Raw genomic sequence first — 21,308 nt, 5'->3', positions numbered from 1 at the left:
GGAACGAGAATGTTTGTAAATATCCCGGCTACAGCAAAAGGTGCTAAGTTGCAATTAACAAATGAGCAAGAAGCGACATGCCGAGTAGTTTATCGTAAAACGAAGGATAAGAAAGGCGCTTATTTTACAGATTTGTGGAACCCAGATACGAGCTATACAGATGAATTTATAATTGCACCTTTAAGGTCAGTATATGATGGTTTAACAGATCCCTTAGATATCGGGACAAACTTTGCCAACGTGGAGGGAAGTTCTTCACCTAAACCCGACCCGAAACATTCAGTTAATTCTTGGATTGCTTTGATTCGAGAAGTTTTGTCTGATCCTGTGGAATCTTGTTGTGCGAAGCCTGATATTTACATTGGGGATTCACAGGATGAAATTGTACCTACACCAGAGGGCAAGAAAGACTTTACGTGTCATGGAATTTTGGTAGGTGGGCATGTGATTTTATATGCAAAAAATTCAAGTACAGTTGATGAAGGTGGTAATGTACATTTATTACCGATTTGTAACGCACATAATGTTTCTAGCTATAATCAACGTGGTACTGGCGGAGGCTACTATATGAAATTAGCTCGACAAATGAAAGCGGTAAAATTAAAAGAATATATGAAAATATCTGAATTAGTGGGGAGATAATGCACAAAAAGAGATTCAGCTGAAAAAAGAGCATGGAACAAAACTAATTGTTCAAACTAAAGCTAGATAATTTTTAAATTATCAAAGAAATATAAACATAAAATCCGAACTATTACAAAACTCTAAATTAAGATTTCGTAAAATAGTTCGGTTTTTTTATAGACTAAAGTCTTTTGCCTATAGTTCTCCTATGTAGTGTTACCTTATTTTTTCTAAGTATTAGATATTTGATTACATATCACTTAATTAAGTAAAGAGAGGGCGACATTTCAATGTGATTTCAATATGCTATTTTACAGTAAGTGGTGTTGTGCCTTAAAGGACTATTTACCCCTTATCTTCTTACATCACCATACAAATGATTTCTATATGCCCCCTATTTTTCAAGCGCATTAATCAAAAATAATATCCAATTTATAAAAAATATTGGAATAAGAAACGATTCCGCATTTCTCTACACAGGATATTTAATCAATCTTTATTTTAAGTAGAAATTTTAGTCAATAATAGTACTTAAAATACAAAACACAGTGGAGTGCCAGTACTTAATCGGATTCTTCAATTATGCGCTCAAACATATTTTCGGCAGCTCCTTCAAGTTTAGACCATACCTCTTTCAATGTTTCTCTCCATCGCGATTCCACTATTCATGAATCATTGTCCCGTCAATATGATGAATAAGGCGTTCAATCATATCCCCAGTTTCTCACAAAAACCATCTCCAGTAATTCCCCCTGCGCGATTCCAAAACTCTTCTATAACTTGTCCATTAGCTTTAGTCCATTTGTGTTTTAGAACACCAGCTGGATTCCAAGTACTTTTCCCAATTAATTTAAAAAATGTTTCATTTGTATATGAAAAGGTATTGGACCAAGTTTCTTTAATTAGTTCACCAACTTCATTTAATCTTTCTTGAATATAGTAACCTGTCTCGGTAAGCTGCATCTTATTCTCTGCATTCAAATTATTTATAAACTGATTTGCTGCATCCCCTGCGAATTTCATAAAATCCTCTCATCAATCAGAAAGGATAACTGTTAAACCTACAGGAGCTACTTTCTCTGTTAAACCACTTAAAACTTAAGTAGTCAAGACGAGGACTATTATTACAATTCATTTTGATTAATTATTTCATTAGATTGATCTTCTGGTTTCTTAACCCAATCGTTAAACTTATCTTCTTGATAAGCGAATCTCCACCAATAATTCCAGTCTTTTGATTCGATTAATTGCAAATGTTCACTAACTCTACCTGAATCTTTTTTATTCATCAACACTATCTTGAAAAACCTTTCTCCCTGAAAGGATTTTATTTACATTTATAGTTATTTTACTAATCGAATCTTTAGTTAATGGTATTTTTCCATTTTTTTCCATTTTTTTCCACATTTTTACGTTATCTCGATAGAGATATTCTGATAATCGGTAAATATCCACGTCTAAATTTAATCCCTCTTCATATGTTGTCTTTATTTCTTCTTTGACTTTCTTAGCTATGCCTTTTTCTAACTCATTTACATTTAAATTACCTTTAAAACCATTGAGTATAGCTTCAAAATCAATATCTATTTCAAATGTTACTTGATTTCCTTTTACAATTGGTAGTACTTCAAGGTTTAATTTTTCAATATCTACAGTAATGTAATTACTTTCGTTATCGCCTATATTAAAGGTAATATTTCCAAGGTTCTTATGACCTGTCATCCAGCGATTTCCACCAACAAGATTATTAGTTATAGCACCTTTAAATCCATCTTTTGAAATTACGCAGACACCATTTATGGCTGTTTCGGTTGAGGGATTCTCTTTTTCAGATACCCAATTTTTATTGATAGAAACCAATGATAAAGCTACCTCATGACTTGGTTCATTCAATCCTATCATTAATTTTCTTAAATTAACTGGTTTTGTAAATGCCTCTAATGTATTTGTGTTCAAGGGGGTGCTTAATTTTGAATTAACAAGTGGCTTATTTAATATAGGGGTAACTAGAAGAATTTCTTCAATAGAGTCCGATGTACAATGTACGTAAATTTGATATCTTGTCTCCCTAAATCTTGTGAAAGTGTCTAGTACCGAATTAGCAAGTTCACTTTTTAAAGCATCCTCAGATAATAGTAAATAAGTCATATGCCCCCAAAAAATTTCTTGGTCAACTGATCGATATAATTTATAAATAGCTTCCTCAATAGTTTTTCCTTTAGCATGTCCAATTTCAGATGGGGTGGCATCAGGACTGGTTTTTTCAGATTTCGCAACATTGGAGAAGTTAATGAACTGTAAGTAAATTACATACTGATTATCTATATAATCTACCCCGACTCCATTGACATAGTACATTTTCTGTGGTTCAGTAATATCCCAACAGCCTGTAAGTAGAAGAAGAGTAAAAGGGGAAATTAATAAAAATATTCTAATCATCGGCATTTTTCTCCTGATTTTTTTTAAATGTGTACAAGTAAATTATTAACATTAAAAAGATGTTCTATACAATTATAAGTAACTTAATGCTTGTATTATTCTTGGATAGTATAAACTCCTCTGAGATAGAACAAACTGATGAGAAGAAAAAGGATATGGAGTAAAGAAATGCCGATTACATGATTTTATTTAATGTTATTATCACTACCTTTTTAATCGGGTGTGTACGGTCTAGATAAAGTGGAGTTAACATTCTTAATAGGTCATGATATCGGACAAGAAGAAAAGTGTGACTGCACTAGAAAAGGACATTGAAAAGAAACTTATAAATGAAATACCTAGAATAATCGATCGTATTCAAGAGTTAGAGTCAGATATTGTGGGATTTTCAGGAAAATATAGAAGAACTGTGAGACATCCAAAACTAAGAAAAGTAGTATAAAAATATGAAAGTAAATGTAAATATTTCCTTTACTATTTTAAGAAATGGCTTAGTTTGAATAAGTATTCAAATACGATATAAGATATATTTTAAAAAAATCTAAGCATTCATTATTAAAAACGATTACAGACTATAAACCGAAAATGGGTGAACTCGTTTGTGCGCAAATAATAATTCAAAAATATTAAATCGCTACCATGTTATCATATTAGGGCAAAATATAATGATGGGCACAAGTATCCTTACTTTACCACAGAACCTTAGTTCAATGGGATATAGTCAGGCATTTATGCCACTTTTATTTGGGATTATTGCAAGTGTGAATTTATGGCAGATAATATGGCTTTGTTCAAAGTTCCCAAATGATAATTTATTTCGTATAAATGAAGTTTTGTTAGGAAAATCTTTTGGTAAAATAATTAACCTATTTTTTATTATTCAATTCATTGTTTTTAGTGCAGGAATAATAAGTGATTATATGCACCTTATACAAAGTTCAGCACTACAAGAGCAAACAATTACATTACCAGTTATTTGTTTTTTATTAATTCTTGTTTACATTGTTATTGGAGGTATAAAGTCTATTGCAAGATTTAGCATGTTTGCCTTCTTTTTATCAATAGCTTTATTCTATTTTTTACATTGGGCTATTGAAAAAGGGAGTGTAAGTCATTTTTTTCCATTATTTAATTTCAATACTAAAGAATTTCTTACTGCTTTTAAAGAAGGCTACCTTTCTATTCTAGGTTATGAATTAATCATGTTTTACTTTCCTTACATTATAAATCAGAAAAAAGCATTTCGCGATTCTTTGATTGGAATATGGATAAGTATATTCTTATTCTTTTTTACAACTGCTATAAGTATAATGTACTATTCAGAATGGCAATTGAAAAACGTAGAATTTTCCGTTTTAAATTTATTTAAAGCAGGGGAACTGTCTTTTGTAGAAAGAATCGATATTATTGGCATTACAATGTGGGTATTTCTAGTTTTATCAACGGTTGGTGCTTATGTATGGTGTGCAAAAAAAGGACTAGATTCACTTTTAGTAAAGCGAAATAAATATAAACTTATATTTATTTCAGTGTTTATTTTTTGCATTATAAAATTACCACTCTCAAAGGAAATTCAAACAAAACTTATTATGGCTAGTAACTATATGGGATATATTGTAGTTCTTTGGCCAGTCTTTTTAGGAATTATATATTTGTTACGAAGAAACCACATACCTCCTGGAAAGGAAGATAAAAGGCAACATTAGAAGTTAGGGAATGAGTCCGGTGCAATACCGAACTCATCAGGTCGCCTAATAAAATAACTGTGTCCAACTTTTTAGGGTCACTTCACGATGGTCGTCTTCTGTACATTTGCTACCCGATTAACCCAGGCACTACTGCATAGAATAGAATGTAGTTGGCATAGTCTCCGTTGAATGTTTAGGAGTGGACTCCTTGATTTAAGTCCGACTAACTTATAACGATGATCCAGAGGTGGTCGTCCTCATCGAAGAGAGACACTGTTGCCTCTCTGGCGATGGGCATAACTATGTTCAAGTCCAACGTCAAAGACGCACTTCTTATTAGAAATACGCCCGATTTTTGAAGTTCGTTATTGAACTACAGCCCCTGTTAGTTTAAGTACAATGCCACAAACATTAAACTCCACGAATAAATCTAACATTCTTATGTAGGATTTACACATCATTTAGAATTGCATTTAAAGTATAACGAGCATTTTCCCTTAATTTTTTATCAAGACTATTGTAAGTAATTAATGCCTTCCATAATGCCAACCTTTAGCACGGTCCCAGGTACCTTCATCTAAATTCATGCTTTTAATAAATATTTCTAGACTTTCTTTATCAAAAAAAGTCCATGCCATAGCTAAATCACAAGAAGGATCTCCTGTATCTAAGATTCCAAAATCAATAACACCTGCCAGATGTCCATTTTGAACCAATAAGTTTCCTGAAGCTATATCTCCATGTACCCATACTAGCTCTCTTTCCCATTTACTTGAGAGGGCTTGCTGCCAAATCAATTGACAATTTGCTATATTAATTTTCCCTTCAAGTTTAATTAAAGCTTTCTTTGTTTCAGAGTCATAGACACTTAAATCTCCACCCCTATAAAAATTATGGAGACCAGCGATTGGTCCATTTGAGGCATTAATTCTTTCAAATTCCAATAAAAATTTCGCTAACTCTTCAGCAAACAAAGATAAATTAACATTATTTTTATTAACTGTATCCCCTGACAACCATTTATTAACAGACCTCTCAAAAGGATATTCCTTAGTTGGATGCCCTTTTACCACAGGTTCAGTAATTGGAAGAGTTAAGTCCTTTGCTAATATGGGTAACCATTTTGCTTCTTTTTGTACTTGTGGTTCATATGCTTTTCCACTAGGCAATCTTACAGTCATTTTTTCACTCAAGTGAAATGTTCGATTATCATGCCCGCTCTTTTTGACTAGCTCAATTTTCAAATATTTCCATTGATAAAATTGTTCTGAAATTAAATTCTCGACTAACTCTACACTTATATTCATAAGTCCTCCAAACTAATTGTATTAGTTCCTTTTCCAAATTTTCACTATAGTTCACCCTTTCCTATTCTGCAAGTTAGCATAAGTACATTTTTTCACAAACTTTCATCATGATTAACATAAAATCCAATTTCTAATTTAGAAGTTTTTTTCAATGAATTGGCACTTTTCATGCTAAAAGAAGCTTTCCTTATTTCAAAGAAGTACACTTTAATGGAAAAATTAAAATATTTGGTGTTTATTCTTAAATCCGCTTATAACATATTGAACTAAACCAGCTAATATGGTGTCAATGTCTTTTTGTAAAATGGCACTTTTCTTTATGTTATACTGTTTTGGGAATACCAAATAACCCTCCAAGTGTATTGTGGAAGGCTTTTCACCTAATGGTCAATTTAATAAATTAAGAAAAGCTTCTTTCCTCTTTATCAATTGAAGAAGTTTAATAATACAAGTAACTAACGCAACTTTTATAGGCTTTCCTTCTGACCGTTTCTTGTCATAAAACTCTTTGAGTATGTTATTTCTAGAGCTTTTTATTCCACACAAAACAGCTAAATATAAACCGTGCCGTATCCTACTAGAACCACGTTTAGTAATCGGATTCGTTGTCGCTGTGAATTTTCCCGACGAATATATACTCGAATCGATTCCAGCGTAGGCCAACAATTGACTCAATTTCAAAAATAAACGTTGAGCGATTTTTTCACCGATTCCAGGGATTGATTGGATAATATTATATGGGTAATGAAATAGGATATCAATATACATATTCAGATTAAATAAGTGACTTTGATACATCACCTTCTGAAAAGGTCTTTAATTGGCTGAATCTATTAGTTTCCTTGCCTTTTCCCTTGTCGATGGACAGAACGACTCGGGCAATACTCGCGTAGAGATCATCCTAGTTAAATTCTAGAGCTTTTTCTGATGTTAGATATTCTCTTTCAATATCAACAAAGAGACTTTAGAAAAAAGATCTCAAAAAATTTTCTATATTCAGGGAAAATTGATCTAAAATAGTATGCAATTGTAGCTTAGCTTCCACATGCATATTCGTTATAATCTCCTGTTGTCTCGATAGATTGCGAAAGTTTAGAAGTTGAATCCATCTCATTCTATAAGTTCGAATTCCTCTTTGTAATAGAAAACACGTAACTGGTAGGCATAGAAGGCATCCGTCTTTACTTTTCTTAAACTTGACTTCTTTGCTTGATTAGAGAGTTAAATTTTCCTGAGCTAATTTTTTGCTATGTTCAAATAATAGGAAACAGATTTAAACGTTGATCGTTGGTAGGTCTGTCTTTCTAATTTTCACATAACTATAAATACCCAAATAAGGAATATTTACTATACATCTTCTTCAGTATACAATTTTATTTAATTCTCACTAAACATATCTCTGATTACCAGATAATTATACTAGTGAGCTAGACTGCAAGTGATAAGATTTGTTCATTGTAATTTTATATTTAAAGGCAGCAATAAATCTTCATCTGTATAAGTAGTGAGGTATTTTCTCTGCCATGTGCATCTTCGAACAAATAGCACCCTCACATTCAAAATTTCTAAGTACAATTTATTTGATTTTTTTAAGGGTTTGAAAAGAAGATCGATAGACTATGGCCACTTTTGACTTAATAATTTTTACTTTATTAACATTCCGATAGAATATAAGGGTACGTACATTATTTGATTGGGGCGATTAAATTGGGTGATTCACAAACCTCTGAGAATCTAACAAAAATGTTTAGACATCAGAAAACGATTATGTGTAAAATTTTCCTTAGAATTATTATGGTGTCATTAGGTGCGATTATAATGGCATTAAGCTTAGAATTATTTTTAGTACCCAACCACATTATGGATGGAGGCATTGTTGGTATTTCCATCATTACATCTCATTTATTAAATTTTCCTCTTGGTATTTTCAACTTCATTTTAAACTTACCTTTTATTTTCTTAGGCTATAAACAAATTGGGAAAACTTTCGCACTGTCTACTGGGCTAGGTATTACCGTACTCTCCTTAGCAACCCTTCTCTTACATAACATACATCCATTTACAGAAGACACATTATTGGCTACAGTTTTTGGAGGAATGATATTAGGTGTTGGTGTGGGAATTGTTATTCGTTATGGTGGTTCTTTAGATGGTACCGAAATACTAGCCATTCTTTTTAATAGAAAGACACCTTTTTCAGTGGGAGAAATTATTATGTTATTCAACGTCCTTATTTTCACAGTAGCAGGTTTTGTTTTTAATTGGGAGCAAACTATGTACTCCATCATTGCCTATTATATTGCTTATAAAATGATTGATATTGTTATTCAAGGGTTAGAAGAATCAAAATCCGTCTATATCATTAGTGAAGACATTGATGAAATTGGACAAGCGATTATGGATCGACTCGTGCGTGGCGTCACTTTCCTTCATGGAGAAGGAGCTTATACTGGAACCGATAAGAAGGTCATATTTACTGTTATTACTCGTTTAGAAGAATCCAAACTAAAATCGATTGTCGCTGAGATTGATGATAATGCTTTTTTAGCCATTGGTAATATCGCAGAGGTAAAGGGTGGGCGCTTCAAGAAGAGGGATATTCACTAAAAAATGGGCGTAACACAGCCCATTTCCATTTATATAATTGAGTTATGCTTCTCAAACATATACTAAAAAAAGAACTGTTTCTTTACTCCATATTTCTAGTTGTATAGACTAAAACCGTAAAAGCTTTTCTTATAACTAGAAAACTTCCTATCTACACCTAAAATCTTATTACTTGCATAATAATGGACAACTCTATGTAATGAGTCAACTTTTCTAATCCCATAGTTTGGTACATAGTTGTTAATTTTTCTTCATGGTTCACTCCATTTAAACTATATTTTTGTAGTGACTCGTTAGAACACAATGAATTTTGACAATTAATATCAAGAAAGTCACCTAAAATAGGCATGTGTGTAATTCTAAACAGTTCCTTAGTTTTAACTATCCGCCAATCAGGTACATTCTCACTGGGTAACTAAATAAGCCCCCCTACTTCCGGCCACGATATCTTCTTTTAAAACATGTTGAACATTTCTTTTTTATTGTAACAGATGAATCAGATTTAAAATACATAGTATAAACAAAACTAGAAGTGTAAACACTCTAAAAAGTAAAGTGTCGTTTCTCTTTAGATCGATTTATACTCAGATATTATTTAAAATTGGATGTGGTGATTATAAATAAAACTACAATAAAACTAATTTTTCTAATTTTTATTAGTATAATTTTGACTGGTTGCTGGAGTAAAAGAGAATTAAATGAATTGGCTATTGTAACTGCTGCAGGTATTGATAAAACTGATGAAGGATATGAAGTTTCTGTCCAAATAATAAATCCTAGTGAAATTGCCCCTGAAAATACAAGTGGCAAATCTCCTGTCATTACTTATCATGCAACAGGAGAGTCTGTATTCGAAGCTATTAGAAAACTGGATACTCTAACCCCCAGAAAAGCATATTTTGCTCATCTTAACATACTTGTCATTAGAGATAGTTTAGCGAGTAATGGGATAAATCAGTCAATTGATTTATTTGCTAGAGACCCTGAAACTAGAGATGATTTTAGTGTTATTGTTTCATCTTCTTCTCCTGCTAAAGAGGTAATAAGTGTATTAACCCCTTTAGAGAAAATACCTGCAAAAAAAATATTGAATTCCTTAAGAGCTTCCGAAAAAGCTTTGGGTACTACATTATCAGTTGACATAGATCAAATATTACAAAATTTTGGAAGAGCGGGATCGAGTTATATTTTACCAACCATTGAGATTATAGGAGAAAAAGATGTTGGTGTTGAAAATGAGAACGTAGAAAAAATATCTACTCCCACAATATTAAAGTATAGTGGGTTAGCTATTTTTAAACAGGATAAATTGATTGGTATACTTTCAGAAAAACAAAGTAAAACCTTTAATTATATTGATAATAATGTAAAAAGCACTCTTGAAATTATTTCTTGTCCTGATAAAATCGGAAGATTAACGACCGAAATTACAAGTTCTATTGCAAAGGTCACAGGTGAATTTAAAAACGGTAAACCAAAAATTAATATCCGACTTGATCTAACTCAAAATGTTGGGCAAGTAATAAAATGTAATATAGATCTATCTGATAATAAAACAATTGAATATATTAACACTAATACTGAAGAATCCGTTAAGATGCAAATTGAAGAAACTCTTGAAACAATACAACAATATTATCATACAGACATCTTTGGATTTGGGGATGTACTTCATCGTGAAGATCCCAAAGAATGGGGAGTAATTAAAGAAAACTGGTCAAACATGTTTACAGAGCTACCAGTTACGGTTGAAGTACACGTAATCACGCAAAGTGTTGGGGCCATTGATAAAAATAAAAACAAAGGAGAAGTGATAAAAGTGTATAAATAATGTTTATTACTTTAAAGGTTACATTAATACTTTCAGGATGTTGGGATGTTACAGAACCACAAAAAATGTACTATTTTCAAGGTGTTGGAGTAGATTATAAAGATAATCATTTTGAAGCACATATACAATTAGTAAATAATCCACAAATATCACCAACTGAAATCAGTACAGCAAACAGGCTTTGGAGTTCTTTCAAGAGACAGTTTTAAGGGTTTATTAAAGGAAAAACTGCCCGGGGCCTCATGTGGATGAATGATGAAACAAAGCAAGGACTATAATTAAAAATTTATGAAATAGTCGCTGTTGTTCAGGATTCAACATATAACTCTATCCTCTCGATAAGAACGTTCATTCGAATTATATTAGAACGGAAGTTTTCATTTTGACAAGAAAAAGTTTTTGGAAATAAAAAAAGCTCAGGCTCAAAATTGAGTGCCTGAGCTTTTTATTAATATTTGGTTTTCAAATGAACTACACCAGTATAGCAATAACCGTTTTCAAATTCATAATGGGAATAATATAGAACACCAGTGTAAACAGGTGGTTGATAAGGTGCAGGTGCCCAACCAATGTGAGTGTCATTTATAAATGGTCCCATATGTCGCGGCTTACAAGAAACAAGCTCTATTGATTTTACTGGATCAAACGAAAACTGTTTTATTTCTTTCATTGCTGAAGAATTAACTGACATAGTTGGTTTTGAAATATTAATTTCTTTTGCTGAAGAACTTAATACTCCTGTAAACATTAGAGCCCAACAAACAACTAAACCATTAATTATTTTTGATATTTTCATAAATTATGTACTCCTTTTTAATATCTTTTTCAAATAAATACTAATCGTATTTCGCTATAGCATACCCTCGAGTTACTATAATCCTATCATTCCCTATTATAGAAATTCAATCAAATTTTCACGCCAATATTTGGCGGTATTCAGCTACCTTTTTCACAAATCACGCCAAATATACCGCCATTATTTTGGCGTGTTATTATTTTTTATATAACTTAAGTAACATTTTTAGTGAAATTCACATTAAAACACTTGATATTTTATTTAAATCAGTTCATATACTAAGATAATAGTTTTCGCTAAATCGTCACTTTAGTATCATGTAATAAGGAATAAGCCCAGACTCAAATGAATGAGTACATGGGCTTTTTGTACAACTAATCATAATCATTTTCTTCTTCAATTTTACGTATTACACCTGTCTTTGCATTTACTTCTACTTCATAAATTTTATTGTAAGGAGTTAAAATGTAAATTTCATATACTAAAATACCGTTTTCCATATCCATATCGTAGTGTATGATTTGACCAGGTACTCTTTGCACAGCTATCTGCATTGCTTGTTGTGGAGAAATCCTCTGATTCGGCGTGGGCATTACCATAGACATACCTCCCTTTCTAACAAATCTGCTCTTATAATATGCTAATACTGCAACAAGGGTTCTTCTATTACTAATCACTACGTTGATTAATAATAATCTTCTATCCTCCAAAATCGCCACTTGTCATCGTATCTTGATCAAATTTATTAAGCCATGATTTATCAATTTTCTTTTTATCGTACTGTCTGAATTTTTAAATGATAAGTTGTAATTATTTAGATGGAGGAATTCTTCTCATATTATTTAATATTTGGTTCAAAATATCTTTTAATCTGATGCCTCGTCCTAGAAATATTAATTACGATCATAAAAAAATGAATTGGGTTACACTAACCTTTATAAAAATTAGTGTTAAGGTGAGTATAATGAAAACCAATAAAGTGTTAGATGTAAAAACCCGAATCAAACAGATACAAGTACAGTTCGGCAATAGTTCAGATGTAAAGGTACGGTACTTTAAAGGAAGGGATTCTGATGTTTATGGTGGTCTTATCTATTTAGAAGGAATTGTTGATACGTCTACCATCGAGGAATATATTGTAGATCCTCTTGTAAACAAACACATTAACGGTAATGCAAGTGAGCGTGAATTTATCATAACAATCATGGAGGAGATCATTGAATCAGCAAGTGTTGAAGTTATAGATACATCAAAATCGATAAGTAAAATAGTGGAAGGATGGACTGTGATTCTGTTCGGAAAAACAGAGCAAATGATAGCTGCAGATACAGCAAAATGGTAGGTGCGCGCTATATCAAATCCAAAAGTGCAGCGCACGGTTGAAGGTCCTAATATCGGTTTTACAGAAAGTAGGTCTGGTAATGTAGCATTGGTTCGAAAGCTGGTTATAAACCACAATTTATCTAAAGTAGATCACGACATTCTTAAGAACATAAAAACTAGGCTGTCCCAAATTTCCCTGGATTCAGTATTAGATTCTAACTATATATCCGAGTTTTTGACGAAAGAATTCAAGTCGTTTTTTCCTTTAATCATGAATACTGAGCGGCCTGACGTAGTAGCTGCTGATGTTTTAGAGGGAAAAATCTGCATCATCGTTGGCAGCCCTTACGCCCTTATCGCTCCTGCAGTGCTAAATCAATTTTTTCAGTCTGCTGAAGATTATTATCTATCCAGCAAGTCCATTGCATTGGTAAGATCACTCCGCATTATCTTTTTTTTGGTTGTCTTTATATGTTCCTGCCTTATATGTTGCTTTGGTCACCTTTCACGCAGGGTTTATTCCACCTAACTTGTTAGTTGGATTTGTTTCTCAAAGACAGGCAGTTCCCTTGCCAATGGTAATTGAAGTGTTGATTATCAATTTTATAATTGAAACGATTTATGAAGGCTCTAATCGACTTCCTCAAAGTGTTATCGTCATTTATTACATAGTTCACATTTGTTCCATGCTTTAAAATCAAATTTCTTTATAAGGCTTTCATGGACATATATGCAAGAACTTTGTATTTTATTACAATAACTAAATCTTAAATATTAGAAATTCATAATAGGGTATTTTCCCAACAATTAATGGAAGATATTAACGATTAATTTTATACTAAAAAACTGTTATTATCAAAAAGGAATTTCAAAAAATGGAGGATTAATAAATGAAAGACGATTTTAGAAAACAATTGCATGCCACCTTTTCAGTTTTAGATTCTATAGAAGGAGTTAATTCGGTAGAAAACATCATTAGTTTTTTAAATGATAAAATCATTTTCCCTGAAATAACAACTTTAATACTCAACTCCAAATTTGAGTTGATTTATTTATTTAATGAGCAAAAAGTGATGTTCCGAACTTTAAAAGAAGTTACAATTGATTCAATATATATCAATGAAATCAATTTAATAAATCAACATATTCATTTAATTGAACATAATTTAAATGGATTAATTAATGCAAGTATAACTAACAACTATTCTCTAACCCTTCTTGCTAACAAGTATAATGAAAAAATTCTGAATAGTTGATATTATATAGAAGCTTTATATTTAAACAAGCCTACCTTCAAAATGGAGATTGGCTTGTTTATCTTTTAGAAGCTCATCATTTGATTCATGATATTGTTTCTAACTCTAAAAATTGTTGTACTAAATAATCTCATATGTATGTCAATCGCACGCATACTATCCCCATCCAGCAATCTATGAAGGACTTCACTCTCCCTGTCATCAGTCACCACTGGAATACGCTTTTGCACCTCTGCAATCTTTTGTTCATATTCGGTAATACGATAACCTAGCGAATATACACGACGACCTCCTTGTACACTGGATCACTTGTACCCCCACTAGCCTTTGGTAATGTTGCCTCAATACGCGGTTTCCTATATATGATGCCTAACCTAAAGATCTTTTTGTTGCATAAGATAAAAAGAGCTCTCCTAACATCAATTTTCAAGAATCTAATTCTTGCCACATTAATGATGCTCTCCTAATAGTTTTTCTTATATTAATCAGTACTGAATTATTTAACCATACTATCCTTGCTTTAGCTAAAATAAGAAAAGGATGTGTAAGTTGGGTATTATGGGTGGAAATCCAAAAGACGAACCATTACTTACCTACGGTGAAGTATTTAGTGTTTGGTCGAGCTTGAAAATATGCTTTGTAAAGATGAAGTAAAAAATTAGAAAGGGTTCTAAATACTACAGTATTGCTTTACCTCCTGCTTCACCCGAACGAAATGTTGCGAGAAGATATTCCTCCTGGAGCAAAATTTAATGATCCTGAAAATTAGTGCTGACCTTGCTTTCTGGACTAGTTGCATGCAGACAAGGAATGAGAACTTCTACACGAGAAGATATTTGCACTAATATATGACCAATTCATACAGCAAAAATAGGTTCCAAACCACTTCGTCTTAATAAAAATAAAGGTTGGTTAGTTCCACCACCATTAAATGTAGATTATCTTGAAAAATAATCATTATTATCTGACAAACTTCTCCCCAGTATTAAACTGGGGTCTTTTATTTGTCATTAATGTATAAGTAAACTTAATTTGCACAGAAAAGAGGTGAGTGTTTCGCACGCACTTACTGTAGCGCTGGTTGACCGTCACGGCCTCTAATTACTAAAGGGCATTACCAGCTCATATTGAAATTTAAGATAGCACCCACCTGAAGGTCTCCAGAAACAGGTATAAATTGACGTATAACTTTACCCTGTTCCATAATACTTTCACGTAATAATGGACGATTATTTTCCAATTCTGCTTTTATATAATAAACAAACTGTGAATCTACTTTGTACCTCTGTAGTTTGAATACGTTCAGTATGCGAATCAGAATGAACAAGCTCCACCACTGATATACGTGTTAGTAAAATACAATTTAGGATACTAGATAAAATAAATAAAGTAACCAAGAAGATACAGCTAATAATGATTGATAGGCTATAAAAAGCGTTGTTTATTAGGAGTCCACTGAAATTTCATCATCTATTTAGAGAAAACGTTTTCAAAAAGAATTAACTTTATTTCGAATCACCAATTTTTTCTGTTTTAAAAATAAGGATTATTTTTTACATAAAAAATTTTAGTTAGGGTAAATTATGTTTTGGATCGATCCAGAATCATTAATAAACCAGAATTTTTTGACGATTTTATTTTGTTGAGAGAATTACACAATCAAGAAGATAAAAGGAGGAATAAAGATGGCCAGCGATGTAAGGTTTTTAAGGCTTCAATGCCTGGAAACTGAAGATAATGGAAGAGATGAGATATACATGCATTACAACGGCAGACATATGTTTCCACAAGGCGGGGACACTATCGACATCGAAACTGGACAGACGTTGGACCTGAACATAGTTATGCCCATCGCCGGAGAGGCAACAGTGTCTCTCTTCGATGAGGACGACATTGATGAGGACGACCACCTTGGGACCATCGTTATAAGTGAATCGGAATTGAATCAAGGAGTCCACTCTCAGACATTCAACGGAGACGATGCCAATTACATTTTGTTCTATGCAGTGGTGCCTGGGTTAATCGGATAGCAAATGCCAGAAGACCATCATCGTGAAGTGACCCCTACCCCTAAAAGTTAGACATGGTTATTTCATTAGGCTACTTGGATTAAATGAGTTCGGTATTGAACCGGACTCATTCCCTAACTTCTAATGCTGTTGCCTTATATCTTCTTTTCCATGAGGAATGTGGTTTTCATTGCTGCAGCTAAAACACGTGTGGCATAAAGTGTCGCCCCATCCGTTTTCGTAATCAAACAAGGTGGAAAATCTTCCATTTCCACAACATAATCACCATTAGATAAGGTAAGTAAGACTCTTTCATTTAGCTCCCCGATAACAATGTTCATTTTGTCATTATAAAACACTTCGTCAGCATAGGAATCAAGATAAATACCTAATAAATACGCACTGCATTAAATCCATGTTTGCCAATGCATTTCCAATAACTGTTGAACGTAAATGACCCATAGATAACGGTTTTGCAATATTCGGAGATGAATTGTCGACCACAACATTCTCTTATATACGCTGCTTCGAACAATATTGATCCTTTTCACTTAAAATTGCGTGCAACACACTTTCTGTCATCATCTGTTGATTGACGAAGATATTCGGATAAGGGAACTTTTTTTAATGTTTAGATATATTTTGGTTGTTTTGGGTGTAATTTTTTCCATAGTTGGATTATTTTATTTGTTCGAGATATGGTCGAAAAAAAGAATGGGGAACAAGTGAGAGTAGCGAAAGCAACTCTTTTTATTTTGGTGGCAATCGCTGGAGGGAGAAGGTGCAGCAACTGTTTTAATACTTTTATATCGCTTACTCGTAGGTTCTTCGTCAATCCCTCTCGAATTTTTGGGATTAGTACGGGGATACTAAACATGAAATATCCTAAGAAGGGAGAGGATTATATGGCTAAGGGTATAATTAAATACCCAACTGTTTTTGTATTTTTGCTTTACTATTCCCTGTTAATTCTTTTATACACGCCTCAAATAAAAGCGGAAACGAATATAGGGAAACAGAAGTTCGCGGAGTTTGAGAATGCAATCTACAACCAGCTTACATTTAGTGTAGAACCGTTGTATGAATTAGATATGCTCCAAGATGGCATGGATGATGAAGATTTATATGATATTGTAGTGTCTGTAGAAGAGAGGTTAATGAAAAGTGTTTTGTTTTTAGAAAGCTTGGAAGTTCCTCATGAGTTACCTAATGATATAAAAAGTTCACTCGAACAAATTAAGATTGATTTATCTATAGGATTCTCAGCTTTAGGTGAAAGCATGAATTATTTTACGCAATATCTGGAAAATAGTAACACGGAGTTCTACGATAAATATATAAAAAGTAGTAATAAAGGTTTTTTATACGTCGGTGGAGGGATAACGTATCTTACTACAATACGATTAAAGTTGGATCCTCCTCCTGAATGGAATATTCCCCCAAGAGAAGAACCCCCGAATGTATGGGAGGTAAACAAAGAATATTTCTACAAACTTGAAAGAGCGATACAAGTAAGTAAATAAAATTCGGAGCGAAAAGCATCTTTATGGGCTAACTTAAGTTAGCCTTTTTTAAAATTTTAGGAATCCAACAAAAAGGAAATCGATCGCGGCTGCAGTGTGTATAAATCCTGTATAAACATACTTTATATTATAAAATAGAGTAGCATCTGCTACTCTATTTTATTTGTTGTTGGAAGGAGAAAGTGGAACGTGACGGTTGTCAATCCGAAATTGCGGTACCGGACCGAAGGGAGGATAAGGAGCAAATTTAGATTGACTACCTCGTTGCACCCTAACTCTTTTAGCATTGAACAAACCACTGTTCATAAGCATCCACTACGTTTACTTCTTCGATCACCCCACTAACTAATTAAACTGCGATTTCAGAAGCAATCACTTGAGGTAATTTTTTAGTTTTTTTGCTAGTGTAAAGCACGGAAAACCTAACTCCATGAAATTAGGCTTTTCTAGTAATTTTTCTATTTCACTTGTTGGTAGTTCATCATTTAATGCAGTTGAAATTTTATGCTGAGATTGATTTAAAAAGCTCCCTTCTCTAAAGAGACGCGAGTCTAGATTCCCGTGGTGCCACTTTGAATTTTCAATATTATAATTTAACCCATATTACACAATTTAAAAATATGTGTCACAGATTGTATTTGCACCTTCTTATTGACAGAGAAAATCTATTTTTTCTCCCTAAGACATTGTGTCGGATGGTATTCCCATTAATTATTCCATTTCAATACGTCTATCATTCAAGAATGCTTTCAGATTATCTACCTTATAAAGTGTATACTCCTAAAATGAAAAAAGTTTTACAGCCAATCCATTGTATATTGTTAGTTATTCTTATCAGTTAGTTTTTAGCACACTTTGTTTTATTCCCTCAATTTTTACAGTGGTGGAACGTGAAGCTTGGATAAGTACCTTGCACAGTTTAGTACACATATTCCTTTTAGCATTATTTATTTCTAGAATAACTTCTTCATTAAATAATAGTTCACTCCTTGAATTAGAAACTGTCCAAAATAATAAAACACTGTACGTATTCATCATTTATATATATATCGTTTTATTTAATGTCATCAACGTTCTTCTCACTCAAATTTACGATTATTTGGGCAGAAGAAAGTTTTAACTCTGATTATCCCTATTTTATTACAGTTATTTTTCTTATATTATTATGCTTTTATGGTTTCCTAAAAGGGCTTAAGACCATAGCTATCAAGTCCTTGATTATTTGTTCACTATACATTTTTTGTTTGTTCTTCTCAATTTAGGAAACTCAATAAACAATGAATACGAATTATTATTACCAGTAAATACAAGTAATACTCCGTCCATTTATTGGGGAATATTATACATATGTATTGGTATTTTAGAAATGGGCTTTATTTTAATCGTTTTAAATGGTTATGTAAAAGAGCGACTGAAAAGGAAAGGTATACTCATATTTTCTATTCTGTTTGTCTTATTCGTTTTAATCTCTATTGTGACGGCTATATCTGAATTCGGCATTTATCTAACCCCAAAAATGCTCTTTCCTATAAACGAGCAATGGTCGATTTTTCACATCAATAAAAACTACAATCATATCATCATCAGATTTCGGAGGTTGAACCTTATAAAGAGATTCAGCTACGACATCAGGACTTGTTATCGCTTTATTCTTTTGAAATATTTCGTTACCTTCTTCAAAAGAAATAAAATCATTTAATGATTGAACAGATGAATCTTCTTCCCTTACTTTTCTTTCTGCTCCTTCGATGCATCATTTATCCAGCTAACCCAGATTAAAAGGGATTCACCAAATTTGGCGAATCCTCAAAAAGAAAATTATAATGTCACTTTGTAACCGTTACTTATACCACAAATCACCACCTTAAAATAAAAAAAGACTCACCAGATAGTCAGTCAAAATGTTGCATATCAAATATTTCCCCTAGAAAAAAATAGCTAAAATAAAGCTAATAATTCCTCCACTACTTATAGCCAGTAATGAAAATATCAAGTGTGGCACCCCATATAATGACCATAAACATAAAAAGACCAGGTAGTTCCTAAACACCCGGATAAGGCAGTAATTAGATAACCTAAAATCAAAAATATAGTTTTATTTTTTTGGTCTTGTTTTAGCTCCTAACATGTATAGTCAGTCTCCTTTCTTAACTTTTCGCCTTTCGATCTAGTCTTACAATTTCTTAATTCCTCACATCATACCCTGGAGACAACACGATTAACTAAAATCGAATTCAACTTTGAAATCTTTATTTAATATTAATTTAGCATCAAATTCCTTCCCTGATTTACCTACTAATTTTTTTATTTTGTAATATGTACCCTACAAAGCCCTCAAAAGCCTGTTCTATGCAGCTTTTGGGGTTTTTCATTTTTCTTTACAATGCAGATTAACGCAAAATAATGCACACAGTTGGGGCTAGTTTTGGGACTATCTTGGGGCTTGTTGGGACTAACATTATATTAATAATTCTTGGCGGCGTGTAAGCAAAATTTCAAATTTAGTAATAAGTATTAACCCCCTTTTAGAAAAATTTGAGTTAATCCGTTTAGTCCCTTCTCGCTTCCAGTAAGGAGAGAAGCAGAGTGAGTAAAAAGATGCCACCCGAATATTATCCCCTATTGCAAGAAATACAATCCTCCTTTAATTTTCGTAGATGTTGACTAACGGCTGGTTGTGACATTCCTAGCACATCCACAAAATCACATACACATACCTCCCCATTTTTCAAACATGTAAGTAATTTAATGCGATTCAAATCAACTACTGCTTTTAATTTTTTCTTAATTATTGTTTTTCAATTTTTCTGTTTTCCAATTTTGCTATTACCACATTTGTAGAGCTCCTACGAAGATAGCCCTTTATGCCTATTTGCAATACTAATCGAACATTATAAGTTGGGGGAATACAGGGTATTCTTTAATCCAATTTTTGTACCTGCAATGAAATATTTATAATATGTATCTCCTACATATGTAACACCCAGAATACTGCTTATAATCGACTTTATTAGTTTTTTTTAATACAAATTTTCATCTGCTAGCACACAAAAATTTATTAGGGAAGGATTAATTTATTTGCACTTAGCTAAACACGGTGTTGACATAGTAAGTGTCCTACCAATAACTGCAATTATAGCTATAGTTTATTTTTTGTACTATTTTAATACTTTTTCTCATACGCATCTTCTGAGATGGATTGGGGTATTAATCGTTTATTGGAAGCTTGTATATCTCATATATAGAAACATAGTTTTTTAAGTATTGTATTGGCATAGTATTTTCCAGCCTAGCAAAATGTCGGATATTTGCTCTTGATAAAGCAGCTAACTTTCCTTTATTTTCACTTCAATTTCTCCAACTTGAAGTGAATATGTTCCCTCATCTTTTTTACTTAGTAATGTAGTAGCCAACCCTCCCACCACCTATATTCAAGATTAGCTAATCTCTAATCCAAAATGAGGGGAGACACCCTACCAACACAGTAATTGTATTAAGAACTTATGCTACTTAAGTCAACGAGTTCTTTAACTTATTTCTATTATTAACCATATTGTATGTATGTTAAATCGCAAACTCGAATTATTAAAATTATCGCATTGATTACCTATATATCATCGATTTTTTTATCAGAAATACGACTATTTTAATTTCCATGTGTAACTCAAGGAGATGGCGTTTGTATTTGCACCTTCTTCGTTGTGACGGAGACATTCCCATATATTATTATCTATCCATCATTCAAGAATGCTTTCGGACCACTCACCCGATTAAGTGTATATATCAAAGCCTTAGTGGGTATACTTGTTAGGGAGGTATAAAATGAAAAAAGTTTTACAGCCAATCCATGTATATTGTTTGTTATTCTTATCAGTTAGTTTTTTAGCACACTTTGTTTTAATTCC

Annotated in this window: 20 protein-coding genes and 3 pseudogenes; 12 read left to right on the top strand and 11 right to left on the bottom strand. The window is 32.5% G+C overall.

What is annotated here, in order from left to right; genetic code table 11:
• The first annotated feature begins 9 nt into the window (after positions 1–9).
• Positions 10–642 carry a hypothetical protein gene (locus ACP3VS_RS17345; RefSeq protein WP_207889950.1) on the top strand — a complete coding sequence of 211 codons (633 nt, stop codon included), beginning with the start codon at positions 10–12 and terminating at the stop codon, positions 640–642.
• Positions 643–1,332: 690 nt separating this feature from the next.
• Here ACP3VS_RS17345 and ACP3VS_RS17340 read toward each other — a convergent pair.
• The 3 genes from ACP3VS_RS17340 to ACP3VS_RS17330 all read right to left on the bottom strand — a co-directional run bounded on the left by ACP3VS_RS17340 (position 1,333) and on the right by ACP3VS_RS17330 (position 3,063).
• Positions 1,333–1,647, bottom strand: a complete 315-nt coding sequence (locus tag ACP3VS_RS17340) for a hypothetical protein (RefSeq protein WP_207889949.1) — start codon at positions 1,645–1,647, stop codon at positions 1,333–1,335.
• A 101-nt stretch (positions 1,648–1,748) separates the two neighbouring features.
• Complete coding sequence (locus ACP3VS_RS17335) at positions 1,749–1,913, bottom strand: hypothetical protein (RefSeq protein WP_207889948.1); 165 nt, start codon at positions 1,911–1,913, stop codon at positions 1,749–1,751.
• The gene (locus ACP3VS_RS17330) at positions 1,906–3,063 is read right to left on the bottom strand and encodes a Ger(x)C family spore germination protein (RefSeq protein WP_207889947.1); all 1,158 of its coding nucleotides are present in this window, start codon (positions 3,061–3,063) and stop codon (positions 1,906–1,908) included. The genes ACP3VS_RS17335 and ACP3VS_RS17330 overlap by 8 nt, the downstream gene beginning before the upstream one ends.
• Positions 3,064–3,328: 265 nt before the next feature.
• Here ACP3VS_RS17330 and ACP3VS_RS17325 point away from each other — a divergent pair, with 265 nt between their 5' ends.
• Positions 3,329–3,505 (top strand): Ger(x)C family spore germination C-terminal domain-containing protein, encoded by a 177-nt coding sequence (locus tag ACP3VS_RS17325; RefSeq protein ID WP_368042004.1) that lies wholly within the window; start codon positions 3,329–3,331, stop codon positions 3,503–3,505.
• Positions 3,506–3,662: 157 nt separating this feature from the next.
• Complete coding sequence (locus ACP3VS_RS17320) at positions 3,663–4,769, top strand: GerAB/ArcD/ProY family transporter (RefSeq protein WP_426389357.1); 1,107 nt, start codon at positions 3,663–3,665, stop codon at positions 4,767–4,769.
• A 432-nt stretch (positions 4,770–5,201) separates the two neighbouring features.
• Here the strand turns inward: ACP3VS_RS17320 and ACP3VS_RS17315 are convergent.
• Together ACP3VS_RS17315 and ACP3VS_RS17310 are read right to left on the bottom strand one after the other, a co-directional pair.
• A pseudogene (locus ACP3VS_RS17315) lies at positions 5,202–6,058 on the bottom strand (aminoglycoside phosphotransferase family protein).
• 387 nt (positions 6,059–6,445) lie between these two features.
• Positions 6,446–6,826, bottom strand: a complete 381-nt coding sequence (locus ACP3VS_RS17310; protein WP_243432709.1) for a transposase — start codon at positions 6,824–6,826, stop codon at positions 6,446–6,448.
• Between the two features lie 975 nt (positions 6,827–7,801).
• On the opposite strand from ACP3VS_RS17310, the gene ACP3VS_RS17305 reads away from it, so the two are divergent.
• The 3 genes from ACP3VS_RS17305 (at position 7,802) to ACP3VS_RS17295 (ending at position 10,705) form a co-directional block, all read left to right on the top strand.
• Positions 7,802–8,665, top strand: coding sequence for a YitT family protein (locus ACP3VS_RS17305; protein WP_426389401.1), 864 nt, complete (start codon positions 7,802–7,804; stop codon positions 8,663–8,665).
• A gap of 607 nt (positions 8,666–9,272) precedes the next feature.
• Positions 9,273–10,496, top strand: a complete 1,224-nt coding sequence (locus ACP3VS_RS17300) for a Ger(x)C family spore germination protein (protein WP_426389400.1) — start codon at positions 9,273–9,275, stop codon at positions 10,494–10,496.
• Positions 10,496–10,705, top strand: coding sequence for a hypothetical protein (locus ACP3VS_RS17295; RefSeq protein WP_207889943.1), 210 nt, complete (start codon positions 10,496–10,498; stop codon positions 10,703–10,705). Before ACP3VS_RS17300 ends, ACP3VS_RS17295 begins: the two co-directional genes overlap by 1 nt.
• A 239-nt stretch (positions 10,706–10,944) precedes the next feature.
• Here the strand turns inward: ACP3VS_RS17295 and ACP3VS_RS17290 are convergent, their stop codons facing one another.
• Complete coding sequence (locus tag ACP3VS_RS17290) at positions 10,945–11,292, bottom strand: hypothetical protein (RefSeq protein WP_207889942.1); 348 nt, start codon at positions 11,290–11,292, stop codon at positions 10,945–10,947.
• A 374-nt stretch (positions 11,293–11,666) separates the two neighbouring features.
• Positions 11,667–11,891 (bottom strand): PepSY domain-containing protein, encoded by a 225-nt coding sequence (locus ACP3VS_RS17285; RefSeq protein ID WP_243432693.1) that lies wholly within the window; start codon positions 11,889–11,891, stop codon positions 11,667–11,669.
• A gap of 365 nt (positions 11,892–12,256) precedes the next feature.
• Here ACP3VS_RS17285 and ACP3VS_RS17280 point away from each other — a divergent pair, with 365 nt between their 5' ends.
• The 4 genes from ACP3VS_RS17280 (at position 12,257) to ACP3VS_RS17265 (ending at position 13,871) form a co-directional block, all read left to right on the top strand.
• Positions 12,257–12,634, top strand: coding sequence for a spore germination protein (locus tag ACP3VS_RS17280; RefSeq protein ID WP_207889941.1), 378 nt, complete (start codon positions 12,257–12,259; stop codon positions 12,632–12,634).
• Positions 12,635–13,144 (top strand): spore germination protein, encoded by a 510-nt coding sequence (locus ACP3VS_RS17275; protein ID WP_426389354.1) that lies wholly within the window; start codon positions 12,635–12,637, stop codon positions 13,142–13,144.
• A complete protein-coding gene (locus ACP3VS_RS17270) occupies positions 13,077–13,310 on the top strand; it encodes a spore germination protein (protein ID WP_426389352.1) in 234 nt (77 codons plus the stop codon). Before ACP3VS_RS17275 ends, ACP3VS_RS17270 begins: the two co-directional genes overlap by 68 nt.
• A gap of 195 nt (positions 13,311–13,505) precedes the next feature.
• On the top strand, positions 13,506–13,871 hold the full coding sequence (locus ACP3VS_RS17265) for a hypothetical protein (protein ID WP_207889939.1): 366 nt from the start codon (positions 13,506–13,508) through the stop codon (positions 13,869–13,871).
• Positions 13,872–14,985: 1,114 nt separating this feature from the next.
• On the opposite strand, the gene ACP3VS_RS17260 is transcribed toward ACP3VS_RS17265, so the two are convergent.
• On the bottom strand, positions 14,986–15,198 hold the full coding sequence (locus tag ACP3VS_RS17260) for a hypothetical protein (RefSeq protein ID WP_426389351.1): 213 nt from the start codon (positions 15,196–15,198) through the stop codon (positions 14,986–14,988).
• Positions 15,199–15,556: 358 nt separating this feature from the next.
• On the opposite strand from ACP3VS_RS17260, the gene ACP3VS_RS17255 reads away from it, so the two are divergent.
• Complete coding sequence (locus tag ACP3VS_RS17255) at positions 15,557–15,901, top strand: hypothetical protein (protein WP_426389349.1); 345 nt, start codon at positions 15,557–15,559, stop codon at positions 15,899–15,901.
• A gap of 167 nt (positions 15,902–16,068) precedes the next feature.
• On the opposite strand, the pseudogene argS reads toward ACP3VS_RS17255, so the two are convergent.
• Positions 16,069–16,393: pseudogene (gene argS / locus ACP3VS_RS17250) on the bottom strand (arginine--tRNA ligase); the annotation flags it as partial.
• Positions 16,394–16,755: 362 nt separating this feature from the next.
• Here argS and ACP3VS_RS17245 point away from each other — a divergent pair.
• Positions 16,756–17,403 carry a hypothetical protein gene (locus tag ACP3VS_RS17245; protein WP_332291534.1) on the top strand — a complete coding sequence of 216 codons (648 nt, stop codon included), beginning with the start codon at positions 16,756–16,758 and terminating at the stop codon, positions 17,401–17,403.
• Positions 17,404–19,621: 2,218 nt separating this feature from the next.
• Here ACP3VS_RS17245 and ACP3VS_RS17240 read toward each other — a convergent pair.
• Together ACP3VS_RS17240 and ACP3VS_RS17235 are read right to left on the bottom strand one after the other, a co-directional pair.
• Positions 19,622–19,711, bottom strand: coding sequence for a topoisomerase C-terminal repeat-containing protein (locus tag ACP3VS_RS17240; protein ID WP_332291540.1), 90 nt, complete (start codon positions 19,709–19,711; stop codon positions 19,622–19,624).
• A 310-nt stretch (positions 19,712–20,021) separates the two neighbouring features.
• Positions 20,022–20,195 (bottom strand): annotated as a pseudogene (locus ACP3VS_RS17235) (ArsR/SmtB family transcription factor); the annotation flags it as partial.
• Between the last annotated feature and the right edge of the window lie 1,113 nt (positions 20,196–21,308).

Source organism: Lysinibacillus sp. VIII_CA, assembly GCF_049943995.1.
GTDB lineage: Bacteria > Bacillota > Bacilli > Bacillales_A > Planococcaceae > Lysinibacillus > Lysinibacillus pinottii.
The sequence above is the reverse complement of the archived record's forward strand: the minus strand, read 5'-3'. Positions and strand labels throughout refer to the sequence as shown.